This is a genomic window from Vibrio lentus (assembly GCF_030409755.1).
GTDB classification, from domain to species: Bacteria; Pseudomonadota; Gammaproteobacteria; order Enterobacterales; family Vibrionaceae; genus Vibrio; species Vibrio lentus.
Window position 1 is genome coordinate 3,629,263 of record NZ_JAUFQE010000002.1, and the last position, 16,701, is coordinate 3,645,963.

General features: G+C 44.2%; 15 protein-coding genes. 11 read left to right on the forward strand and 4 right to left on the reverse strand.

The features are described from left to right. Nucleotides 1-52: 52 nt before the first annotated feature. Together srmB and QWZ07_RS24990 are read right to left on the reverse strand one after the other, a co-directional pair. Nucleotides 53-1,318 carry an ATP-dependent RNA helicase SrmB gene (srmB, locus tag QWZ07_RS24985; protein ID WP_009848422.1) on the reverse strand — a complete coding sequence of 422 codons (1,266 nt, stop codon included), beginning with the start codon at nt 1,316-1,318 and terminating at the stop codon, nt 53-55. 107 nt (nt 1,319-1,425) lie between these two features. Then, nucleotides 1,426-2,154, reverse strand: coding sequence for a tRNA1(Val) (adenine(37)-N6)-methyltransferase (locus QWZ07_RS24990; RefSeq protein ID WP_192854377.1), 729 nt, complete (start codon nt 2,152-2,154; stop codon nt 1,426-1,428). 314 nt (nt 2,155-2,468) lie between these two features. On the opposite strand from QWZ07_RS24990, the gene brnQ reads away from it, so the two are divergent. Then, nucleotides 2,469-3,782 carry a branched-chain amino acid transport system II carrier protein gene (gene brnQ / locus QWZ07_RS24995; protein WP_017110546.1) on the forward strand — a complete coding sequence of 438 codons (1,314 nt, stop codon included), beginning with the start codon at nt 2,469-2,471 and terminating at the stop codon, nt 3,780-3,782. 161 nt (nt 3,783-3,943) lie between these two features. Here brnQ and fldB read toward each other — a convergent pair whose 3' ends face one another. Beyond that, a complete protein-coding gene (gene fldB, locus QWZ07_RS25000) occupies nt 3,944-4,465 on the reverse strand; it encodes a flavodoxin FldB (RefSeq protein ID WP_004735008.1) in 522 nt (173 codons plus the stop codon). 150 nt (nt 4,466-4,615) lie between these two features. On the opposite strand from fldB, the gene xerD reads away from it, so the two are divergent. From xerD to QWZ07_RS25045, 9 genes are all read left to right on the forward strand, one after another. Beyond that, nucleotides 4,616-5,530, forward strand: a complete 915-nt coding sequence (gene xerD / locus QWZ07_RS25005; protein ID WP_065105633.1) for a site-specific tyrosine recombinase XerD — start codon at nt 4,616-4,618, stop codon at nt 5,528-5,530. A gap of 26 nt (nt 5,531-5,556) precedes the next feature. Next, complete coding sequence (locus QWZ07_RS25010; RefSeq protein ID WP_192854375.1) at nt 5,557-6,336, forward strand: thioredoxin fold domain-containing protein; 780 nt, start codon at nt 5,557-5,559, stop codon at nt 6,334-6,336. A 156-nt stretch (nt 6,337-6,492) separates the two neighbouring features. After that, nucleotides 6,493-8,229, forward strand: a complete 1,737-nt coding sequence (recJ, locus tag QWZ07_RS25015; RefSeq protein WP_192854374.1) for a single-stranded-DNA-specific exonuclease RecJ — start codon at nt 6,493-6,495, stop codon at nt 8,227-8,229. 237 nt (nt 8,230-8,466) lie between these two features. Then, nucleotides 8,467-9,565, forward strand: a protein-coding gene (gene prfB / locus QWZ07_RS25020; RefSeq protein WP_099167407.1) for a peptide chain release factor 2 whose coding sequence is annotated in 2 segments (ribosomal slippage) — nt 8,467-8,541 and nt 8,543-9,565 — 1,098 coding nt in all. Because the reading frame shifts where the segments join, the coding sequence is not laid out codon by codon here. A gap of 98 nt (nt 9,566-9,663) precedes the next feature. Then, nucleotides 9,664-11,196, forward strand: a complete 1,533-nt coding sequence (lysS, locus tag QWZ07_RS25025) for a lysine--tRNA ligase (RefSeq protein ID WP_017110548.1) — start codon at nt 9,664-9,666, stop codon at nt 11,194-11,196. Between the two features lie 273 nt (nt 11,197-11,469). Then, on the forward strand, nt 11,470-12,804 hold the full coding sequence (gene vpsR, locus QWZ07_RS25030; RefSeq protein ID WP_017106785.1) for a cyclic-di-GMP-binding transcriptional regulator VpsR: 1,335 nt from the start codon (nt 11,470-11,472) through the stop codon (nt 12,802-12,804). Between the two features lie 281 nt (nt 12,805-13,085). Continuing rightward, nucleotides 13,086-13,523, forward strand: a complete 438-nt coding sequence (tnpA, locus tag QWZ07_RS25035; RefSeq protein WP_192854767.1) for an IS200/IS605 family transposase — start codon at nt 13,086-13,088, stop codon at nt 13,521-13,523. Between the two features lie 505 nt (nt 13,524-14,028). After that, on the forward strand, nt 14,029-14,280 hold the full coding sequence (locus tag QWZ07_RS25040) for a hypothetical protein (RefSeq protein WP_004735015.1): 252 nt from the start codon (nt 14,029-14,031) through the stop codon (nt 14,278-14,280). Nucleotides 14,281-14,494: 214 nt separating this feature from the next. Beyond that, on the forward strand, nt 14,495-14,806 hold the full coding sequence (locus QWZ07_RS25045) for a DUF6482 family protein (protein WP_004735016.1): 312 nt from the start codon (nt 14,495-14,497) through the stop codon (nt 14,804-14,806). 94 nt (nt 14,807-14,900) lie between these two features. On the opposite strand, the gene mutH is transcribed toward QWZ07_RS25045, so the two are convergent. Further along, nucleotides 14,901-15,566 carry a DNA mismatch repair endonuclease MutH gene (mutH, locus tag QWZ07_RS25050; protein ID WP_050546578.1) on the reverse strand — a complete coding sequence of 222 codons (666 nt, stop codon included), beginning with the start codon at nt 15,564-15,566 and terminating at the stop codon, nt 14,901-14,903. 616 nt (nt 15,567-16,182) lie between these two features. Here mutH and rppH point away from each other — a divergent pair. Beyond that, nucleotides 16,183-16,701: an RNA pyrophosphohydrolase gene (gene rppH, locus QWZ07_RS25055; RefSeq protein ID WP_009848435.1), complete on the forward strand. Its 519-nt coding sequence runs from the start codon at nt 16,183-16,185 to the stop codon at nt 16,699-16,701.

Consider the following 16,701-nt stretch of genomic DNA (forward strand, 5'->3'; position numbering starts at 1 on the left):
CATGCAGATAACTGCATGGGGCTTTTTATTGAATCATTGAAAGGTGGTTAGATTACTTGTTCTTAACGGCTTTCTTTTTCTTAGCGATTTTCTTTTTCTTAGCAATTTTTTGCTTCGCTACCGCTTTCTTGTCTTCTTTCTTCGGTTTCTTTTTCTTCGTTACCGCGGCTTTCTTATGCGTTGGACGCATGCCTTCGATGAAGCGCTCTTTGATCGCATCTTCAGTGTAACGAGCAACACGCTCAATCATTAGCTGATCGTGCGCTTCAATGATAGAAACCGCGTTACCTTTCTTACCTGCACGAGCCGTACGGCCGATACGGTGTAGGTAGACATCTGCTGTACGCGGCATGTCGTAGTTAATAACGTGGCTTACATCTGGAAGGTCGATACCACGAGCTGCGACGTCAGTTGCCAGCAGTACGTTGATAGAACCATCGCGGAAACGAGAAATCGCGTTGTTACGACGATCTTGAGGCATTTCACCTTGGATCCATACACACGGGATCTGTGCGCTTTCTAATTGAGCTCGTAGGTCACCTAGGCGGTCACGAGTCTTCAAGAAGATGATGCTGCGTTCAGCTTGCTCTGTGATGATATGTTTTAGGATATCAAGCTTGTGCTTAGCTGAATCGGCGCGGTGATACCATTGAGTGATCTTCTTACGTTCACGCAATGATGATTTCGCATCGATCTCTGCTGGGTTTTTCAGAAGATCTTCAGTGAAACCTTCAATACCTTTACCTTCTAGCGTTGCTGAGAATAGTAAAGTTTGTTTACGCCAGCGACACTCTGCAGACAGACGGTCAACAACAGGACCAAAGCCCATGTCTAGCATACGGTCAGCTTCATCGAGAACTAACCATTCAATCGCACGGCAGTCAAAACGTTCGCCTTCAATGTATTCCATTAAACGACCAGGTGTTGCGACTACGATATCTTGAGTTGTACTTAAGATGTCAGCGTGCTCTTGGTACATCACACCGCCCGTGATCGTGAAGATATTTAGGCTGGTGTATTTAGCAAGCTCACGTGCTTGTTCGGTGATCTGCATTGCTAGCTCACGCGTTGGCGTCAGGATAAGCATACGTGCAGGGCCAGATTTCTTACGTGGGAAATCCAGTAGGTATTGCAGTGCTGGCAATACAAATGATGCTGTTTTACCAGTACCTGTTGGCGCAGAAGCCAAAACGTCTCTTCCATCTAACGCTTGTGGGATTGCTTCAGCTTGTATCTGTGTTGGACGTTCGTAGCCCATTTCGTCAATTGCTTTAAGCAGCTCTTGGTTTAGATCGAGTTCTGCAAAGGTTCTGATCACTGTTGTTTCTCCACAAGCAATAAATGTTTCTGCCTCAAAAAGCAGACGATAAAAAAGAGTAGTCGGACATTATAGAAGCATTAGTGATTAGGATCACATGGTATTTGCTACATCTTGAGATAAAAATCTTTAGTAAGGGCAATAAATGCCTCGCTATAACCGCCATCGTGATGGATCGTAAGCGATTCGCGCTGCAAATCTTGCTCGCAAGCAGGATCTTTAGACAATTCAAACAAGACTCGAAGTGCTGGTTTTCTATCTGTCGTTTTCACATCAAGGCGCTTTGCTAGGTACCAACCACATTGTTGGGCAAGCTTGATGAAGCCTTCTCCTTCGGGCGTCGGCAGTATAAAACTGGCAGTGGCGGTTTCAGTTGTTACCTCGAAACATCGCTCAGCAAGTTGCAGATGATCCAAGCTGTCGGTATGTCTGGCGGTGGCTCTTTGGCTTTGCTGCGCCTGCTCTCCAGAGTTGAAGTAGGGAGGGTTACAAATTATTGCATCAAATCGTTGCGAGAAGTCCGTGGTTAGCACACTGCCATGATGAAGAGAGATGCGATCTTGCCATGGCGATTGCTTAATATTGACTGTTGCTGCATCAATGGCGTGCTGATCAATATCGATCGCTGAGATAGAGCTGTCTTCAAAACGTTGTGCAGCCATTAAGGCTAATAGCCCAGTTCCAGTGCCAATGTCGAGTATGGCTTCTTTATTAGTAAGGTTTGCCCACGCGCCAAGTAACACGCCATCGGTACTAACAGGCATGCCACTTTGTCCTCCGTAAATAGAGAATTTTTTGAAATTGAAGCTTTTGGTTTCTGTTTTTTTGTCTTTCATGAATATTCTGGATATCGATATATTTTAAGTGATTAGCTCTAATGTTAATTAATTGTATGGCTCAATGTTCTATTTGGGAATTCATTGTTGTTAATTATGGTTAGTTTATAATTATGGCAATATTTCCATATCTAGTGAAATCCACTGCTTTTGGTTCTCAAATGCAAATTTATATGGTGTTTTTTTGTGGTGACTTGCAGCTAGCTAAGTGTTTCGTCATTATGCGCGACTATTTTATAGATTGATTGGCAGCCTTGAGCTGTAACATTCATGTAAGCACAACATAAATTCATAAATATAATTAAGGATTATCTGTGAAACAGAGTCTAAAACTAACAGATATAATGGCATTGGGCTTTATGCTTTTTGCGTTTTTCTTGGGTGCGGGTAACATCATCTTCCCACCTCTTGCTGGCCAATTGGCTGGTGACCACTTTCTTCCAGCGATGTCTGGTTTCCTGCTGACCGCCGTTGGTCTGCCGTTAATCACAATCGTCGCAGTTGCAGTGGCGGGTGGCTCTTGGGGTCACCTAACTAAAGATCTTCCAAAGCAAGCTGCTACCATCATGGCTGTGCTGATCTTTATCATCATCGGTCCTGCATTTGCTGCACCACGTACCGGTCTTGTTGCTTATGAGATGGCGGTGAAACCGTTCTTCATCGATGCCTCTCAAGCTCACCTAACTCTCTTTTCGATTGCATTTTTTGTGGTAGCGATGTTCTTCTCATGGTCGCAAGGTAAGCTTATCGACGTGATTGGTAAGGTACTAACACCTGCACTATTCGTTGGTTTGGTTGTACTTGCGATTGCTGTATTCGTTAATCCTCAAGGCGATATTCTTGCGGCTCATGGTGAGTACATCACTCAGCCAATGACTAAAGGTTTCCTTGAAGGCTACAACACCATGGATACTTTTGCTTCTTTGATGTTTGGTATGCTGATTGTTGACGCGATTCGTAGCAAAGGTATTACAGACCGTGCAGCGACGACTAAGTATCTGATCAGCGCAGGTTGCATTGCAGCAGCTGGTCTAGCGTTTGTTTACATCTCTCTGTTCTTCCTAGGCGCAACAAGTGCAACAGTTGCTGCGGGTGCCGACAATGGCGGCGCTATCTTAAGCCTTTACGTTCAATCGTTGTTTGGTCCTTCTGGTCAGCTAGTGCTTTCTGTGATCGTACTATTGGCGTGTCTAACAACAGCGATTGGCCTTGTATCAGCATGTTCTGATTACTTCAGCTCGCTAACGCCTCTGTCTTACAAGACTTGGGTAATCATTAACGGTGTCGCTTGTGCAACCGTAGCGAACGTAGGTCTTTCTCAACTGATTTCTCTGTCTGTACCAGTATTGTTTGCGCTTTACCCGGTCGCTATCGCTCTAGTCGCACTGACGTTCTTGCGTAGCCGTTTCCCGAATCCAAAAGCGGCTTACCGCGTAGTGGTATTAGTATCGTTGATGTTTGCTCTAATTGATGGCGCTAAAGTAGCGGGTGTCGATGTGTCTGCACTTAAGATGCTGCCATTGTTCGAGATTGGTATGGGTTGGTTGCTTCCAACGGCTGCTGCAATCATCTGTATGTTCTTTGTTGGTAAATCAACAGAACAAGAGATGGCGGAAGAGACGGTTTAATCTTCCGTTGAGATTAAATCGTTAGTCCGTATTCAATATAAAGTTGAATAGAAAAGGCCTCATTACTTCGCAGTAATGAGGCCTTTTTGTATTCTGTTGTTTCGGAGCGTTCGGTTCGGTTTAAACCTAGAACTTAGAACTTAGAACTTAGAACTTAGAACTTAAAGCTTTTCGCTGTACTCGACCAGTACTTGTTCAACCCAAGTTGCGATACGTTCATCGCTGAGTTCGTACTGTGAATCTTCATCCAGAGCTAAACCAACAAATTGAGATTTGTCTTCTGTTAATGCTTTCGATGCTTCGAATTCGTAGCTGTCATCGTTTGGCCAGAAGCCGACAAACTCAGCGCCTGCGGTTTTTAGTTCATCATGCAAGAGTCCCATCGCATCTAAGAACCACTCACCGTAGCCTTCTTGATCTCCTAGACCAAATAGAGCCACAACCTTGCCTTTCATTGGCGTGGTTGCGATGTCTTCCCACAACTCATTCCAATCTTCTTGAATTTCACCGAAATCCCACGTTGAGATACCAAGCAGTAAAAGGTCGTAGTCCGCCATAAAAGAAAGAGGGGTTTCTTTCACGTTATGGATATCAACTAAGTCTTCACCAATAATGCCGCGAATTTTCTCTGCTGCCATTTCGGTATAGCAGGTGGTTGAGCCGTAAAATAATCCAATTTTCATAGCAAACGTTCGATTTTAATTTCAGATGGCGGATTCTAACCATAAATCGGCTTCGATTGCAGCGATTATCCGCTCAAGTCGTAATTTTTATGGCATTCATATTTGCTCTGACATACTCTCAAAACAGTTTCCAATATTGTGAGTAACACTATGCAGTCGCCTCAAGGGCAGAGCGCAGACCACGGTCTCGTTGAGCAGTTTTTAGATGCTATGTGGATGGAGAGAGGGTTATCAGAGAATACACTCGTCTCTTATCGTACGGATTTATCCAAACTACTGACGTGGATGGAAAAGCATAATTATCGCCTCGATTTTATTAGCCTGTCAGGGCTACAAGATTATCAAGGTTGGTTAGCTGACGCCGATTTCAAGCAGACATCTCGTGCTCGTATGTTGTCTGCCATTCGTCGTTTGTTCCAATATTTACATCGCGAGAAAGTAAGAGCCGACGATCCTAGTGCGCTGTTGATCAGCCCGAAACTGCCGAAGCGCTTACCGAAAGATTTAAGTGAAGAGCAAGTGGATTCGCTTCTTGAAGCGCCAGATCCAAACGACCCTATTGAGCTTCGCGATAAAGCGATGCTTGAGTTACTATATGCAACTGGACTTCGTGTGACTGAGCTCGTTAGCCTGACCATGGAAAACATCAGCCTAAGGCAAGGTGTGGTGCGTGTGATCGGTAAAGGTGGCAAAGAGCGCTTGGTACCAATGGGCGAAAATGCGGTCGATTGGATAGAGACATTTATCGAGCAAGGTCGCCCACAATTGTTGGGTGATAATAGTTCGGATGTGGTTTTTCCGAGTAAACGAGCGAAGCAAATGACCCGTCAAACGTTCTGGTATCGTATCAAGCATTATTCGGTGATAGCGGGTATCGACACGGAATTATTGTCGCCACACGTATTAAGGCATGCTTTTGCAACGCATTTACTGAACTATGGCGCAGATCTCAGGGTCGTACAGATGTTGCTTGGGCATAGTGACTTATCGACAACCCAAATTTATACTCACGTGGCGACTGAAAGGCTGAAGCAAATTCACGCTCAGCATCACCCACGTGCTTAAATCCATTTATTTTTAAGGTGAACTTAATGAGCGTATTACGCCGTCTTCCTCTATTAGCGCTTCCTCTCATGATTACTGCATGTAATGCATCAGAAGCGAAAGTAGAACAAACATCAACAGCCGTAGAAGTTGCTTCAGCACAAGCTGTTGATACAACCGCGTTAACAAAGCGCTTTGAAAAAATCGGTATTAAGGTAGAGAAGATTGTTCCTTCAGATATCGATGGTCTGTTAGAAATTCAAACCAACAGCGGCATTATCTTTTCTTCTCCAAAGGGCGATCATTTTCTAGCGGGCACTCTTTACTCTTTGGATGACAACGGTAAGTTCAGCGACGTATTGGCCGAGCGTCAAGCTCCGCTTAATGCTGAAAAGGTCGCGGCATTGTCAGATACGGTTATCGAATATAAAGCCGATAATGAAAAGTACGTTGTGACGGTGTTTACTGACATTACGTGTGGCTACTGTGTTCGTCTACACAGCCAAATGCAAGGCTATAACGATCTGGGTATTACCGTTCGTTACATGGCTTACCCACGCCAAGGTGCGACCGGACAAGTTGCCGACCAAATGGCAGCAATTTGGGCTTCTGACGATCCAAAAGCAGCGATGCACAGTGCTAAAGCAGAACGTAAAATGCCAGCAGCGGGCACAGACCTTAGCGAGCAGAAGCAAATCATAGCGAAGCAGTATCAATTAGGCCGTGAGCTTGGTATTAACGGTACACCTGCTATCGTGCTAGCAAGTGGTGAGTTGGTGAGTGGTTACTTACCACCAGCACAACTTCTTCAGCGTTTAGAGCAGTAAGCTTTATTCTGAGCAAATCAGTTTGTTTTAGAATGGCATGATTTGTTCAGAGCGACGAGACTCGTTGAAAGATATCTAACCTTGTCGCTCGTTGTTTTAATTTCCCTACGTTTTTGATTTAAGGAGTGGCCTGATTGATATCGGGCCCATTTTTATATGATAGAGATCCAACGCCGCCCTGAGGTCGATACTTCAGTTTTACCTGCTCACTTACCTGACTTGTTAAAGCGCATTTATGTGAGTCGCGGAATCGACAGTGCAGAGCAACTGGAGACGGCTGCGAAAGGCTTACACTCCTATCAAAAACTGGGCGGTATCGATGCCGCGGTAGAACTGCTTTTCAATGCGATTAAGCTTCAAAAGCGCATTATCGTTGTCGGTGATTTTGATGCTGATGGCGCGACGAGTTCCGCTTTGTCGGTATTGGCACTGCGCATGCTGGGCAGTTCTAATGTCGATTACTTAGTACCAAACCGCTTTGAAGATGGCTACGGCTTGAGCCCAGAGGTTGTTGAACAAGCGATTGAGATTGGTGCCGAAGTGATCATGACCGTAGACAACGGTGTCTCTTCGATTGACGGTGTTCGCTTTGCTAAAGAGCAAGGCCTTGATGTGCTGGTTACTGATCATCACTTGCCTGGCTCTGAATTACCGATTGCCGATGCAATGGTTAACCCCAACCTAGAAAGCTGTACATTTCCTTCAAAAGCACTAGCGGGTGTGGGTGTGGCGTTTTACCTGATGATGGCGCTGTGTGTTCATATGCGTAAATTGGGTTGGTTCGCACAACATGGCATGACAGAACCTAAGTTGATGGAACTGATCGATTTGGTTGCGTTAGGTACCGTTGCCGACGTGGTACCACTCGATGAAAATAACCGTATTTTGGTTCATCAAGGTTTACAACGTATCCGTGCAGGCAAAGCGCGTCCGGGTATTCAGGCCTTGATTGAAATTGCTAAGCGAGACGCTAAGCGTTTGGTCGCTTCTGATTTTGGGTTTGCACTTGGCCCTCGTATCAATGCCGCAGGCCGATTGGATGATATGTCGTTTGGTGTTGAGTTGTTGATGAGCAATAACATTCACGCCGCGCGTCGAATGGCCAGCGAGTTAGATGGCTTGAACCAAACACGTAAAGAGATTGAAGAGGGCATGAAACAAGAGGCGATGGCTTTTTGTGAGCGCCTTGAGTTCGGTAAAGACGACTTGCCTTCCGGTTTAGCCCTGTTCCAACGTGATTGGCACCAAGGTGTGATTGGTATTTTGGCTTCGCGTATCAAAGATAAATATCACCGCCCAGTGATCGCATTCGCTGATGGTGGGGAAGGCAGTATCAAAGGTTCATGCCGCTCGATTCCGGGTTTGCACATGCGCGATGCGCTTGACCGAATCGATACTCAAAACCCAGGCTTGATCTTGAAGTTTGGTGGTCATGCAATGGCGGCCGGTTTGACCATTATGGAAAAAGACTTCGAGCGATTTAGTAAGATGTTTGATGACGTTGTGCGCAAAGAGCTCGGTGAGACGGCGCTGAAGGGCATCATCCTTTCTGATGGTGAGCTGTTACCAGAAGAGTTCTCAATGCACACCGCTGAAACGTTGCGTTCTGGTGGTCCTTGGGGGCAAGCTTTCCCAGAACCGATCTTTGATGGTGAGTTCAAAGTACTGCATCAAAAGTTGGTCGGTGAAAAACACCTTAAATTGATGCTAGAACCTTTATACAAAGGCCATCCAACTAATGTAATGATCGATGGTATTGCCTTCAACGTTGATTTACGTCGCTGGCCTGATGCGTCCGTGAAAACGGTGAGTCTCGCATTTAAGCTGGATATCAACGAGTTTCGTGGCAACCAATCTTTGCAGTTGATGATTGATCATATTGAAGCCAAATAGCGTTATCATTCATTAAATGATGTTCACCATTTAGCCCCAAATTCAACAAGCTCTGTTCAAAAACAGGGCTTGTTTTCTTTCTTTCCCTTATAAATCCTACGTCTTTTTTCAGCCTGTCAAATTTATATCCCACTAAGTTATTGAATCTTGGCTTTCCACTCTAAAAAATTCTGTATCTCCGTCACACTTTTGAGTACAATTCTTCGGTTAAATTCTACTCATAAATGATGAGCTAAAATGTTTGAAATCAATCCTATTAAAAACCGTCTGCAGGATGTGTCTGAACGCACAAATATCCTGAGGGGGTATCTTTGACTATGACGCTAAGAAAGAGCGTCTAGAAGAAGTAAACGCAGAATTAGAACAACCGGATGTATGGAACGAACCTGAGCGTGCACAAGCGCTAGGTAAAGAACGTTCTGCATTGGAAGCGGTAGTAGAAACAATCGATTTACTTGACCAAGGTGTTGAGGATGTTGAAGGTCTATTAGAGCTTGCGGTTGAAGAAGAAGACCAAGAAACGTTTGACGAAATTGAACCAGAACTGGCTGAGCTAGAAGCTAAGCTAGAAAAACTAGAATTCCGTCGTATGTTTGCTGGCGATCACGACGCATCAGATTGCTACATCGATTTACAGTCAGGCTCGGGCGGTACAGAAGCTCAAGACTGGACTTCAATGATGTTACGCATGTACTTACGTTGGGCAGATTCGAAAGGCTTCAAGACCGAAGTTATCGAAGTGTCTGATGGTGATGTTGCTGGCCTTAAAGGCGCAACGGTGCGTATTTCTGGTGAATACGCTTATGGTTGGTTACGTACAGAGACTGGTGTTCACCGTCTGGTTCGTAAGTCACCATTTGATTCAAGTGGTCGTCGTCATACTTCATTTGCATCTGCGTTTATCTACCCAGAGATTGATGACAACATTACGATCGACATTAATCCTTCTGACTTACGTATTGACGTATACCGTGCCTCTGGCGCTGGTGGTCAGCACGTAAACACCACTGAATCGGCGGTACGTATTACTCACGTTCCAACCAACACAGTGGTTCAATGTCAGAATGACCGTTCGCAGCATAAGAACAAAGATCAAGCGATGAAGCAGCTACGTGCTAAGCTTTTTGAACTTGAGATTCAAAAACAAAATGCTGAAAAACAAGCGAGCGAAGAAACGAAATCAGACATCGGTTGGGGCAGTCAAATCCGCTCTTACGTACTGGATGATTCTCGTATCAAAGATTTGCGCACCGGCATCGAAAACCGTAACACTCAAGCGGTTCTTGACGGTGACTTAGACAAGTTTATTGAAGCTAGCCTGAAATCAGGTCTGTAAGCTTTACCAACTATTAAGCTTTACCAATAATATTGGTAAAAATGCCTATATTTGAAAAAATATAGCTGTCCAAATTATAAAAGCAGGGTACATCTCTAATGACTGATGCTGTTCAAAACGAAAACGCACAAGAAGCTTCTTCACCTGAAGAGAACAAACTAATCGCTGAGCGCCGCAGCAAGCTGGATCACATCCGCCTGAACTGCAAAGCTAACGGTCACCCAAATGACTTCCGTCGTGAGCACCTAGCTGGCGACCTTCAAGCGGAATTCGGTGAGAAGACTAAGGAAGAGCTAGAAGAGCTTAACCACATCGTTGCGATCGCTGGTCGTATTATGGCGAAGCGTGGTCCATTCCTTGCGATTCAAGAAACTTCTGGTCGTATCCAAGCATACGCAGCGAAAGACGTTCAAAAAGTACTAAAAGAGAAGTACCAAGGCCTAGATATCGGTGACATCATCGGTGTTAAAGGTGCGCTTCACAAGTCTGGTAAAGGCGACCTTTACGTGAACATGGAAGAGTTTGAATTGCTAACGAAAGCACTTCGTCCTCTGCCAGAGAAGTTCCACGGTCTAACTGACCAAGAGATGCGTTACCGTCAGCGTTACGTTGACCTAATCGTGAACGAAGACTCTCGTAACACATTCATCGTACGTTCTAAGCTTGTGTCTTCAATCCGTAACTTCATGAGCTCAAAAGGCTACCTAGAAGTTGAAACGCCAATGATGCACGTGATCCCAGGTGGTGCAACAGCACGTCCATTCATCACTCATCACAACGCACTAGACATCGACATGTACCTACGTGTTGCACCTGAGCTTTACCTTAAGCGTCTAGTAGTTGGTGGTTTTGACCGTGTATTCGAGATCAACCGTAACTTCCGTAACGAAGGTCTTTCTCCACGTCACAACCCAGAATTCACAATGATGGAATTCTACCAAGCGTACTCTGACTACAAAGATCTAATGGATCTAACGGAAGAGATGCTAAGCACAGCAGCGATGGACGTTCTTGGTTCTACTTCTATGCCTTACGGTGACGAAACAGTTGAGTTCGGTGGCACTTACGCTCGCATGAGCATGTTCGATGCAATCAAACACTACACACCTGAAAATGCAAACATTCAAGCTCTGACTGAAGATGATCTTCAGAACAGAGAATTGATGGTTAAAATTGCAGAGGAAGTGGGTCTGTACGTTGAGAAGTTCTGGACATGTGGTCAGCTTCTTGAAGAGATCTTTGGTGAAACGGCTGAGCCTCAGCTAATTCAACCAACGTTCATCACGGGTTACCCAGCGGACATCTCTCCACTGGCTCGTCGTAGCGACAGCAACCCATTCTTCACCGACCGCTTTGAGTTCTTCATCGGTGGCCGTGAAGTAGCGAACGGTTTCTCTGAGCTTAACGATGCACAAGACCAAGACGAGCGTTTCAAAGCACAAGTTAACGCAAAAGACGCGGGTGATGACGAAGCTATGTACTACGATGCAGACTACATTACTGCACTAGAGCACGGCCTACCGCCAACAGCGGGTCAAGGTATTGGTATCGATCGCCTAGCGATGCTATTTACTAACACGCACACAATCCGTGACGTGATCTTGTTCCCGGCAATGCGTCCTCAAGCGTAATTTTCGCTGACAGGCCGTAACAGCCGATTCAATTTAAAAGCCACCTTCGGGTGGCTTTTTCTGTTTCTCAGTGTTCAAAACCTTGCCTGTACCGCACTCTTGATTCGAAAAATCATTATTTCTGACATAGTCTTACTATTGAGACAAAAAATCTAAGATAGTCTCACTACTATACGTCTCTGCGCTGAATACGATCTCGCGGCATTTTTGTCGAACGATGAAGCAGTGACTCGTATTAGCCTGATTTAAATAAAAATAGAATAAGGAAGAAGGATGGGAACTCAATTTAAGATGGATTCCTTACCAGGTTCTCTTATCGTCGTTGGTGGTGCGTACGAACCCTGGTTATCTGTATTAGAACAAGTGGGTTGGCAGTGTACCCAGTGTGCAGATTTACGAAAAGCCGATGCATTGATTGCCGACATAGGCCCATGCATTGGCATTGTGGACCTTAGCCATGATGAGTTCAGCCTAAATGGCATTGCAAACTTGGTGAGTAACAATAAACAGGTTAGATGGCTCGCCTTTATCCGTGAATCGCAATTAAGCTCCGATACTATTTGCCAGTTTATCGTTAACTTCTGTATCGACTTTTTCACGGCACCCATTCCAGATGCACAGCTACTGAGTACCATAGGTCACCAGCTTGGGATGCTTAAGCTTGAGCAGAAAGTGTGGCCAAACTACGGCATTAACAACAATATGGGCTTGTTGGGCGACTCGGTGGCAGTAAAGCGCCTAAGAGACCAAGTAAAGCGTATTGGGCCGACTGATGTCAGCATCTTAATTTATGGCGAGAGTGGGGCTGGCAAAGAGACGATTGCACGCTCTATTCATCAAAACTCTTCGCGCGCGCAAAAGCCATTTTTAACGGTCAACTGCCGAGCTCTGTCTGAGATGAGAATTGAGTCTGAAGTCTTCGGCATTTCAGCTCAGCTTGGTGCAGCCCCTTGTATGCTGGAAGAGGCGGACGGTGGCACGATATTGCTCAATGATGTGTTAGCGATGCCTCGCAATCAACAGTTGAATTTGTTGCGCTTCTTGCAAGAAGGCAAGGTAGAGACGGAGACTGGGTCAAAATCGGTGGATGTTCGTATTCTGGCGGCTAACTCTTCTGATATTGAAAAGGCATTGATTGAGGGTGACTTCAATGAAGAGCTTTACCACTACATCAATGTTCTACGAATTCAGGTTCCGAGCTTAAAAGAGCGGGTTAGTGATATCTCAGTGTTGGCCAATCATTTCTTACGTCAGTATTCGAAAGAGTTTAATGCTCAAGCCAAGAGTTTCTCTGACGAAGCGCTTCGATCGATGAATCGTTATCACTGGCCGGGCAATGTCCGTGAGCTGATGAACCAAATCAAACGCGTGGTGTTGATGTCGGACTCAGTGATCATTGAAGATCATCAGCTGGATTTACCTAAGCAAAATGATGAGCGCCGTAGCCTCAAAAGTATCCGTGAGCGTTCAGAGCGAGATGCGTTGCTGATTGTTCTGGAATCTTATGGTGGTCAAGTATCGTTGGCTGCTAAGGAACTTGGAGTTTCGCGCGCAACCATGTACCGATTGCTGAACAAACATAGCCTTATTTCTGAAGGTGTTGTTTAGAACTCTCAATGAATTGATTTTATCCGGTTAGTGTCAATCTAAGAGCCACGCATGATGCGTGGCTTTTTTGTTACCCACCGCTACAACTTCCAGTTGGCAGTCGCTGGCTGATAGATTGAGCTATTGGACGCTTGGTCGTTAAGAGAGATGTTCTGTGATTTTATTGGCTCCTCAAAACCACCGCCTAGGGCGGTGGTGATTGTTCCTTGAGGCTATAGCCTGAAGAAGTGCCCATGTTAGAAGTAACCTCTTATTCACCACAAGTAAGAGGAAACAACCACATGGGCGATTACAGAAGTTCATCACATGTCTATTGGCGTTGCAAATACCATATAGTTTGGACTCCAAAGTACAGATATAAGATTTTGAAAGATAAGGTAGGAAAGGAGCTTTATCGTTCAATCTATATTTTGTGCAATATGAAAGACTGCGAAGTTTTAGAATTAAATGTTCAACCAGATCATGTTCATCTTGTTGTCATTATTCCTCCCAAGTTATCAGTATCGAGTTTGTTAGGAGTTTTAAAAGGCCGAACAGCAATTCGACTTTTCAATAGATTCCCACATATACGTAAGAAATTATGGGGAAATCACTTTTGGGCTAGAGGGTATTTTGTAGATACGGTCGGTGTGAATGAAGAAGTCATTCGGCGATATGTACGACACCAAGATAAGCAGGACATAGAGTATGAACAACAATTACAGTTATTGAAGAACTGATAGCGCGGACGCCCCCTTTTAGGGGGTTATAAAGCAAAACCGCCTTCTAAGAAGGCGGATATTTTTATAATCATAGTGAATATGTTATATATAAACTGATATGCAACTAATATTTTGGGTGAATCATTTGTTTTGAAATTGTTAATCAATTATCGGTTGAATAATATACTCACTTGGTTAGACTTTAACCGTGAAAGCAATGGTTTAACAAAGACTTATTTGCTTTTATTATTTCATTTCTTTTTGGATTTTTTAGTTAGTTTGGAGGCGCAAATGAAACATTTCGATTTTATACAGCATATTTGCGCGTCGTTTGATCCGTGTACTGACATGGTGACTGTTATGTCACAAGCATCAGCTATGGCCGATCGAAACACCCAAGATAAACCTAACTAATAGATCCGTACCCTTATTTGGCTGCGGAAAAATAGCAGCTAAGTGAGAAGCCCTCATACTATCTAATACGCTATTTTTCCTCAGTTTATTCCACAACTGGAGAGTTATTATGCGTCACTCAGTATATTTAAAACTAGCAACAGTCCTTATCCGTGCAGACCTTCGTCGTGAAGAGCGAGAATGGCAACGAAAAGTTCGTCGTAGTTCATATGATCTACCATGGAACAATACCCACTTATTGAGAGATATTGGCCTTGAAGCCGATGGTCGACCAATTGGTTTTTCTGAGCCTGAAGTTGTCACGATTGAGCGCCGAGTTCGTCATCTTCGTCGAGTCTTAAGCGCGCGAATACCGACGTAATCTTGTGGGGTGATAGCGCCTTTCACCCCTTAAGATAAACATCAGCGATAGTTATGGCGTCGAAAGCACAAGCTTTTGAACTAGATCTGGCCAAAAAAGAGAAGCACTTGCTTCTCTTTTTTGCTTTTTTAAGCCGTTATGTATGATTTTTTAAGTTGTTATCTAGTAAAGGAAAAGAGTTCTACTAAGCTTTATGTAGCAATGGAGGCAGGCTATGCAAAAGCATCAATTAGACATGTGGTTACATGGAGAGCATAAAGACTCTTATCAAACACCTAAAGTGTACGTTATTGGCTGTTCCGATATCTCGGAATATCTGTTGGCGGTAGAATATAAACACAAGCTGGAACCCGTTAAGCAAGACGGAGAACCGCTTCACTTTGGATCCTTAGATCAAGTGAAAGAGGAGTTGCTCCGGCTGGGCTTTGAAAAGGCATACCTGCGTTTGCACAATGCGTATGATGAGTTTGGTAATGAACCAAGCCAAAGCTACTGCGATATAGAGCTAGCTCTAAAGCCGCATTAGAACGCCTCTGTAACACACGACAACCAATGTCATCCATTGCGTTAGTCATTGGCGAAACAAGTGTTAATCGCAAGGCACAGTGGCTGTGAGCTATTTATGCATAGTGTGTTGTGAGCAAGTTATGGGTGAACTGGGTTCGTAGGTAGAAACCACGAGGTTTGGTCTTGATAGGTTTCCCACTCGCACCATACGCTTCTGTTAGTACTCGGCTGTTTGCTGCTTTCGGTCGTAAATGCAATGCTTCTCCGTGCCTTGCTGTGATCTGCTCAACATTGCCTAACACGATCAGCTCCATCAGTTCTTCCCAATCCCTTTTTAAGATCTCGTCTTCCGCTGGGGTTGGCGTCCAGAGTAAAGGGGATCCGACATGTCTTTCTGCAAGCGGGATCTCTCGCTCACCTTCTACGGGAATCCACAACACTTTAGAGAGCTTGTTTCGGACGTGACTGGTTTCCCATGTTAATCCTTGTACTCCCATTAAGGGGGCGACACAGACAAAGGTTGTTTCTAAAGGCTTGCCAGAATAACCAATAGGAATACTTTTTAGTTCGATCCCTAGCTTAGCAAAATCTTGCTCTGGCTTACTGCCTGCTGCTGCACCCAAATGCCATTCTAATAGTTGCCCAACCCAGCCTTTATCGCGCTTAAGATCGTTTGGCATGATCATCTCAGCTTCATCTGCGAGCTCTTTGAATGTCATTCCGGCGATAGCATACGCTCTGTCTAAGAGCTCTTGTTGTGTTTGTGGTTCTGGTTTCATAATAAAAGGCATGATCAAAAAAATGATTTTATCAGAAGTTATCACCAAATGCCGACTGGTTAAGAAATGATCTCATTGCTATAAAAGGGATCAAACTCATGGTTATCCACAGGTCATGAAGGTAATTAATTGAAATATTAATTTAGTGTATAAATAAACAGGGGTTTGTGGTGGATAAAATGCTTGCTAAATGGGGTTCAAAATGAATCTTTGACCCACCAGTGTGGATAAGCAGCGGAGTGGTTGATCTTTAACCATGTTTGATTTTGAAAAGATCTTTTGGTTTTTGACGATTATTTATTTTATGATTTTGTTTTTAAATTGATGATTTAATTTGTTTTTTATTGTTAATGGCGAGAGGGCAACTTTCGGTGTTGATGAATGTATGGATTAAAAAAAACGATTGCGGCTAATTCTTCACATAGTTATTCACAGAAAAGGTGAATAAATGTGGTCTATGTCTCACTCTTATGTGGGTAACTAAGATTTGAGCAAAACTTATCCATATTCTTAGTTAATAGTCATAAATATAGCGCTTGTCACGTCACTAAGTTTGCTCCAATTGGGGATATGTGGAAAAATCAGTGTAATTAAAAATTTAGATAGAGGTTGGCCAGTGATAGATGGCGATGGTTACCGATTAAATGTTGGTATTGTAATCTGTAACAACCATGGTCAGGTCTTCTGGGCTAAACGATACGGGCAACATTCATGGCAATTCCCTCAAGGGGGAATAGATGAAGGTGAAACTCCGGAACAGGCAATGTACCGCGAGTTGTATGAAGAGGTTGGCCTTACAAAAAAGGATGTAAAAATCGTCGCGACAAGTCGTCATTGGTTACGCTATAAGCTACCCAAACGACTGGTTCGGTGGGATTCGAAACCTGTCTGTATTGGACAAAAACAGAAGTGGTTTCTTTTGCGCTTAGATTGCGATGAATCGCATATCAATATGCAGCGTGGAAGTACACCTGAGTTTGATGGTTGGCGTTGGGTGAGTTACTGGTACCCAGTTCGACAAGTTGTTTCTTTCAAGCGAGATGTTTACCGTCGAGCAATGAAAGAATTCGCATCTTTAGCAATGCCGTTTAAAGAGCGAAAAACAAAAGGAAAACGCAAATTGCGTAGAGGTTAA

Bases quoted from the DNA above. Each gene is read 5' to 3' on its own strand.
- mutH (WP_050546578.1), bottom strand. From the start codon at position 15,566: ATGAAACCAGAACCACAAACACAACAAGAGCTCTTAGACAGAGCGTAT.
- xerD (WP_065105633.1), top strand. From the start codon at position 4,616: ATGCAGTCGCCTCAAGGGCAGAGCGCAGACCACGGTCTCGTTGAGCAG.
- tnpA (WP_192854767.1), top strand. From the start codon at position 13,086: ATGGGCGATTACAGAAGTTCATCACATGTCTATTGGCGTTGCAAATAC.
- lysS (WP_017110548.1), top strand. From the start codon at position 9,664: ATGACTGATGCTGTTCAAAACGAAAACGCACAAGAAGCTTCTTCACCT.
- QWZ07_RS25045 (WP_004735016.1), top strand. From the start codon at position 14,495: ATGCAAAAGCATCAATTAGACATGTGGTTACATGGAGAGCATAAAGAC.
- QWZ07_RS25010 (WP_192854375.1), top strand. From the start codon at position 5,557: ATGAGCGTATTACGCCGTCTTCCTCTATTAGCGCTTCCTCTCATGATT.
- QWZ07_RS25040 (WP_004735015.1), top strand. From the start codon at position 14,029: ATGCGTCACTCAGTATATTTAAAACTAGCAACAGTCCTTATCCGTGCA.
- recJ (WP_192854374.1), top strand. From the start codon at position 6,493: ATGATAGAGATCCAACGCCGCCCTGAGGTCGATACTTCAGTTTTACCT.
- QWZ07_RS24990 (WP_192854377.1), bottom strand. From the start codon at position 2,154: ATGAAAGACAAAAAAACAGAAACCAAAAGCTTCAATTTCAAAAAATTC.
- fldB (WP_004735008.1), bottom strand. From the start codon at position 4,465: ATGAAAATTGGATTATTTTACGGCTCAACCACCTGCTATACCGAAATG.
- vpsR (WP_017106785.1), top strand. From the start codon at position 11,470: ATGGGAACTCAATTTAAGATGGATTCCTTACCAGGTTCTCTTATCGTC.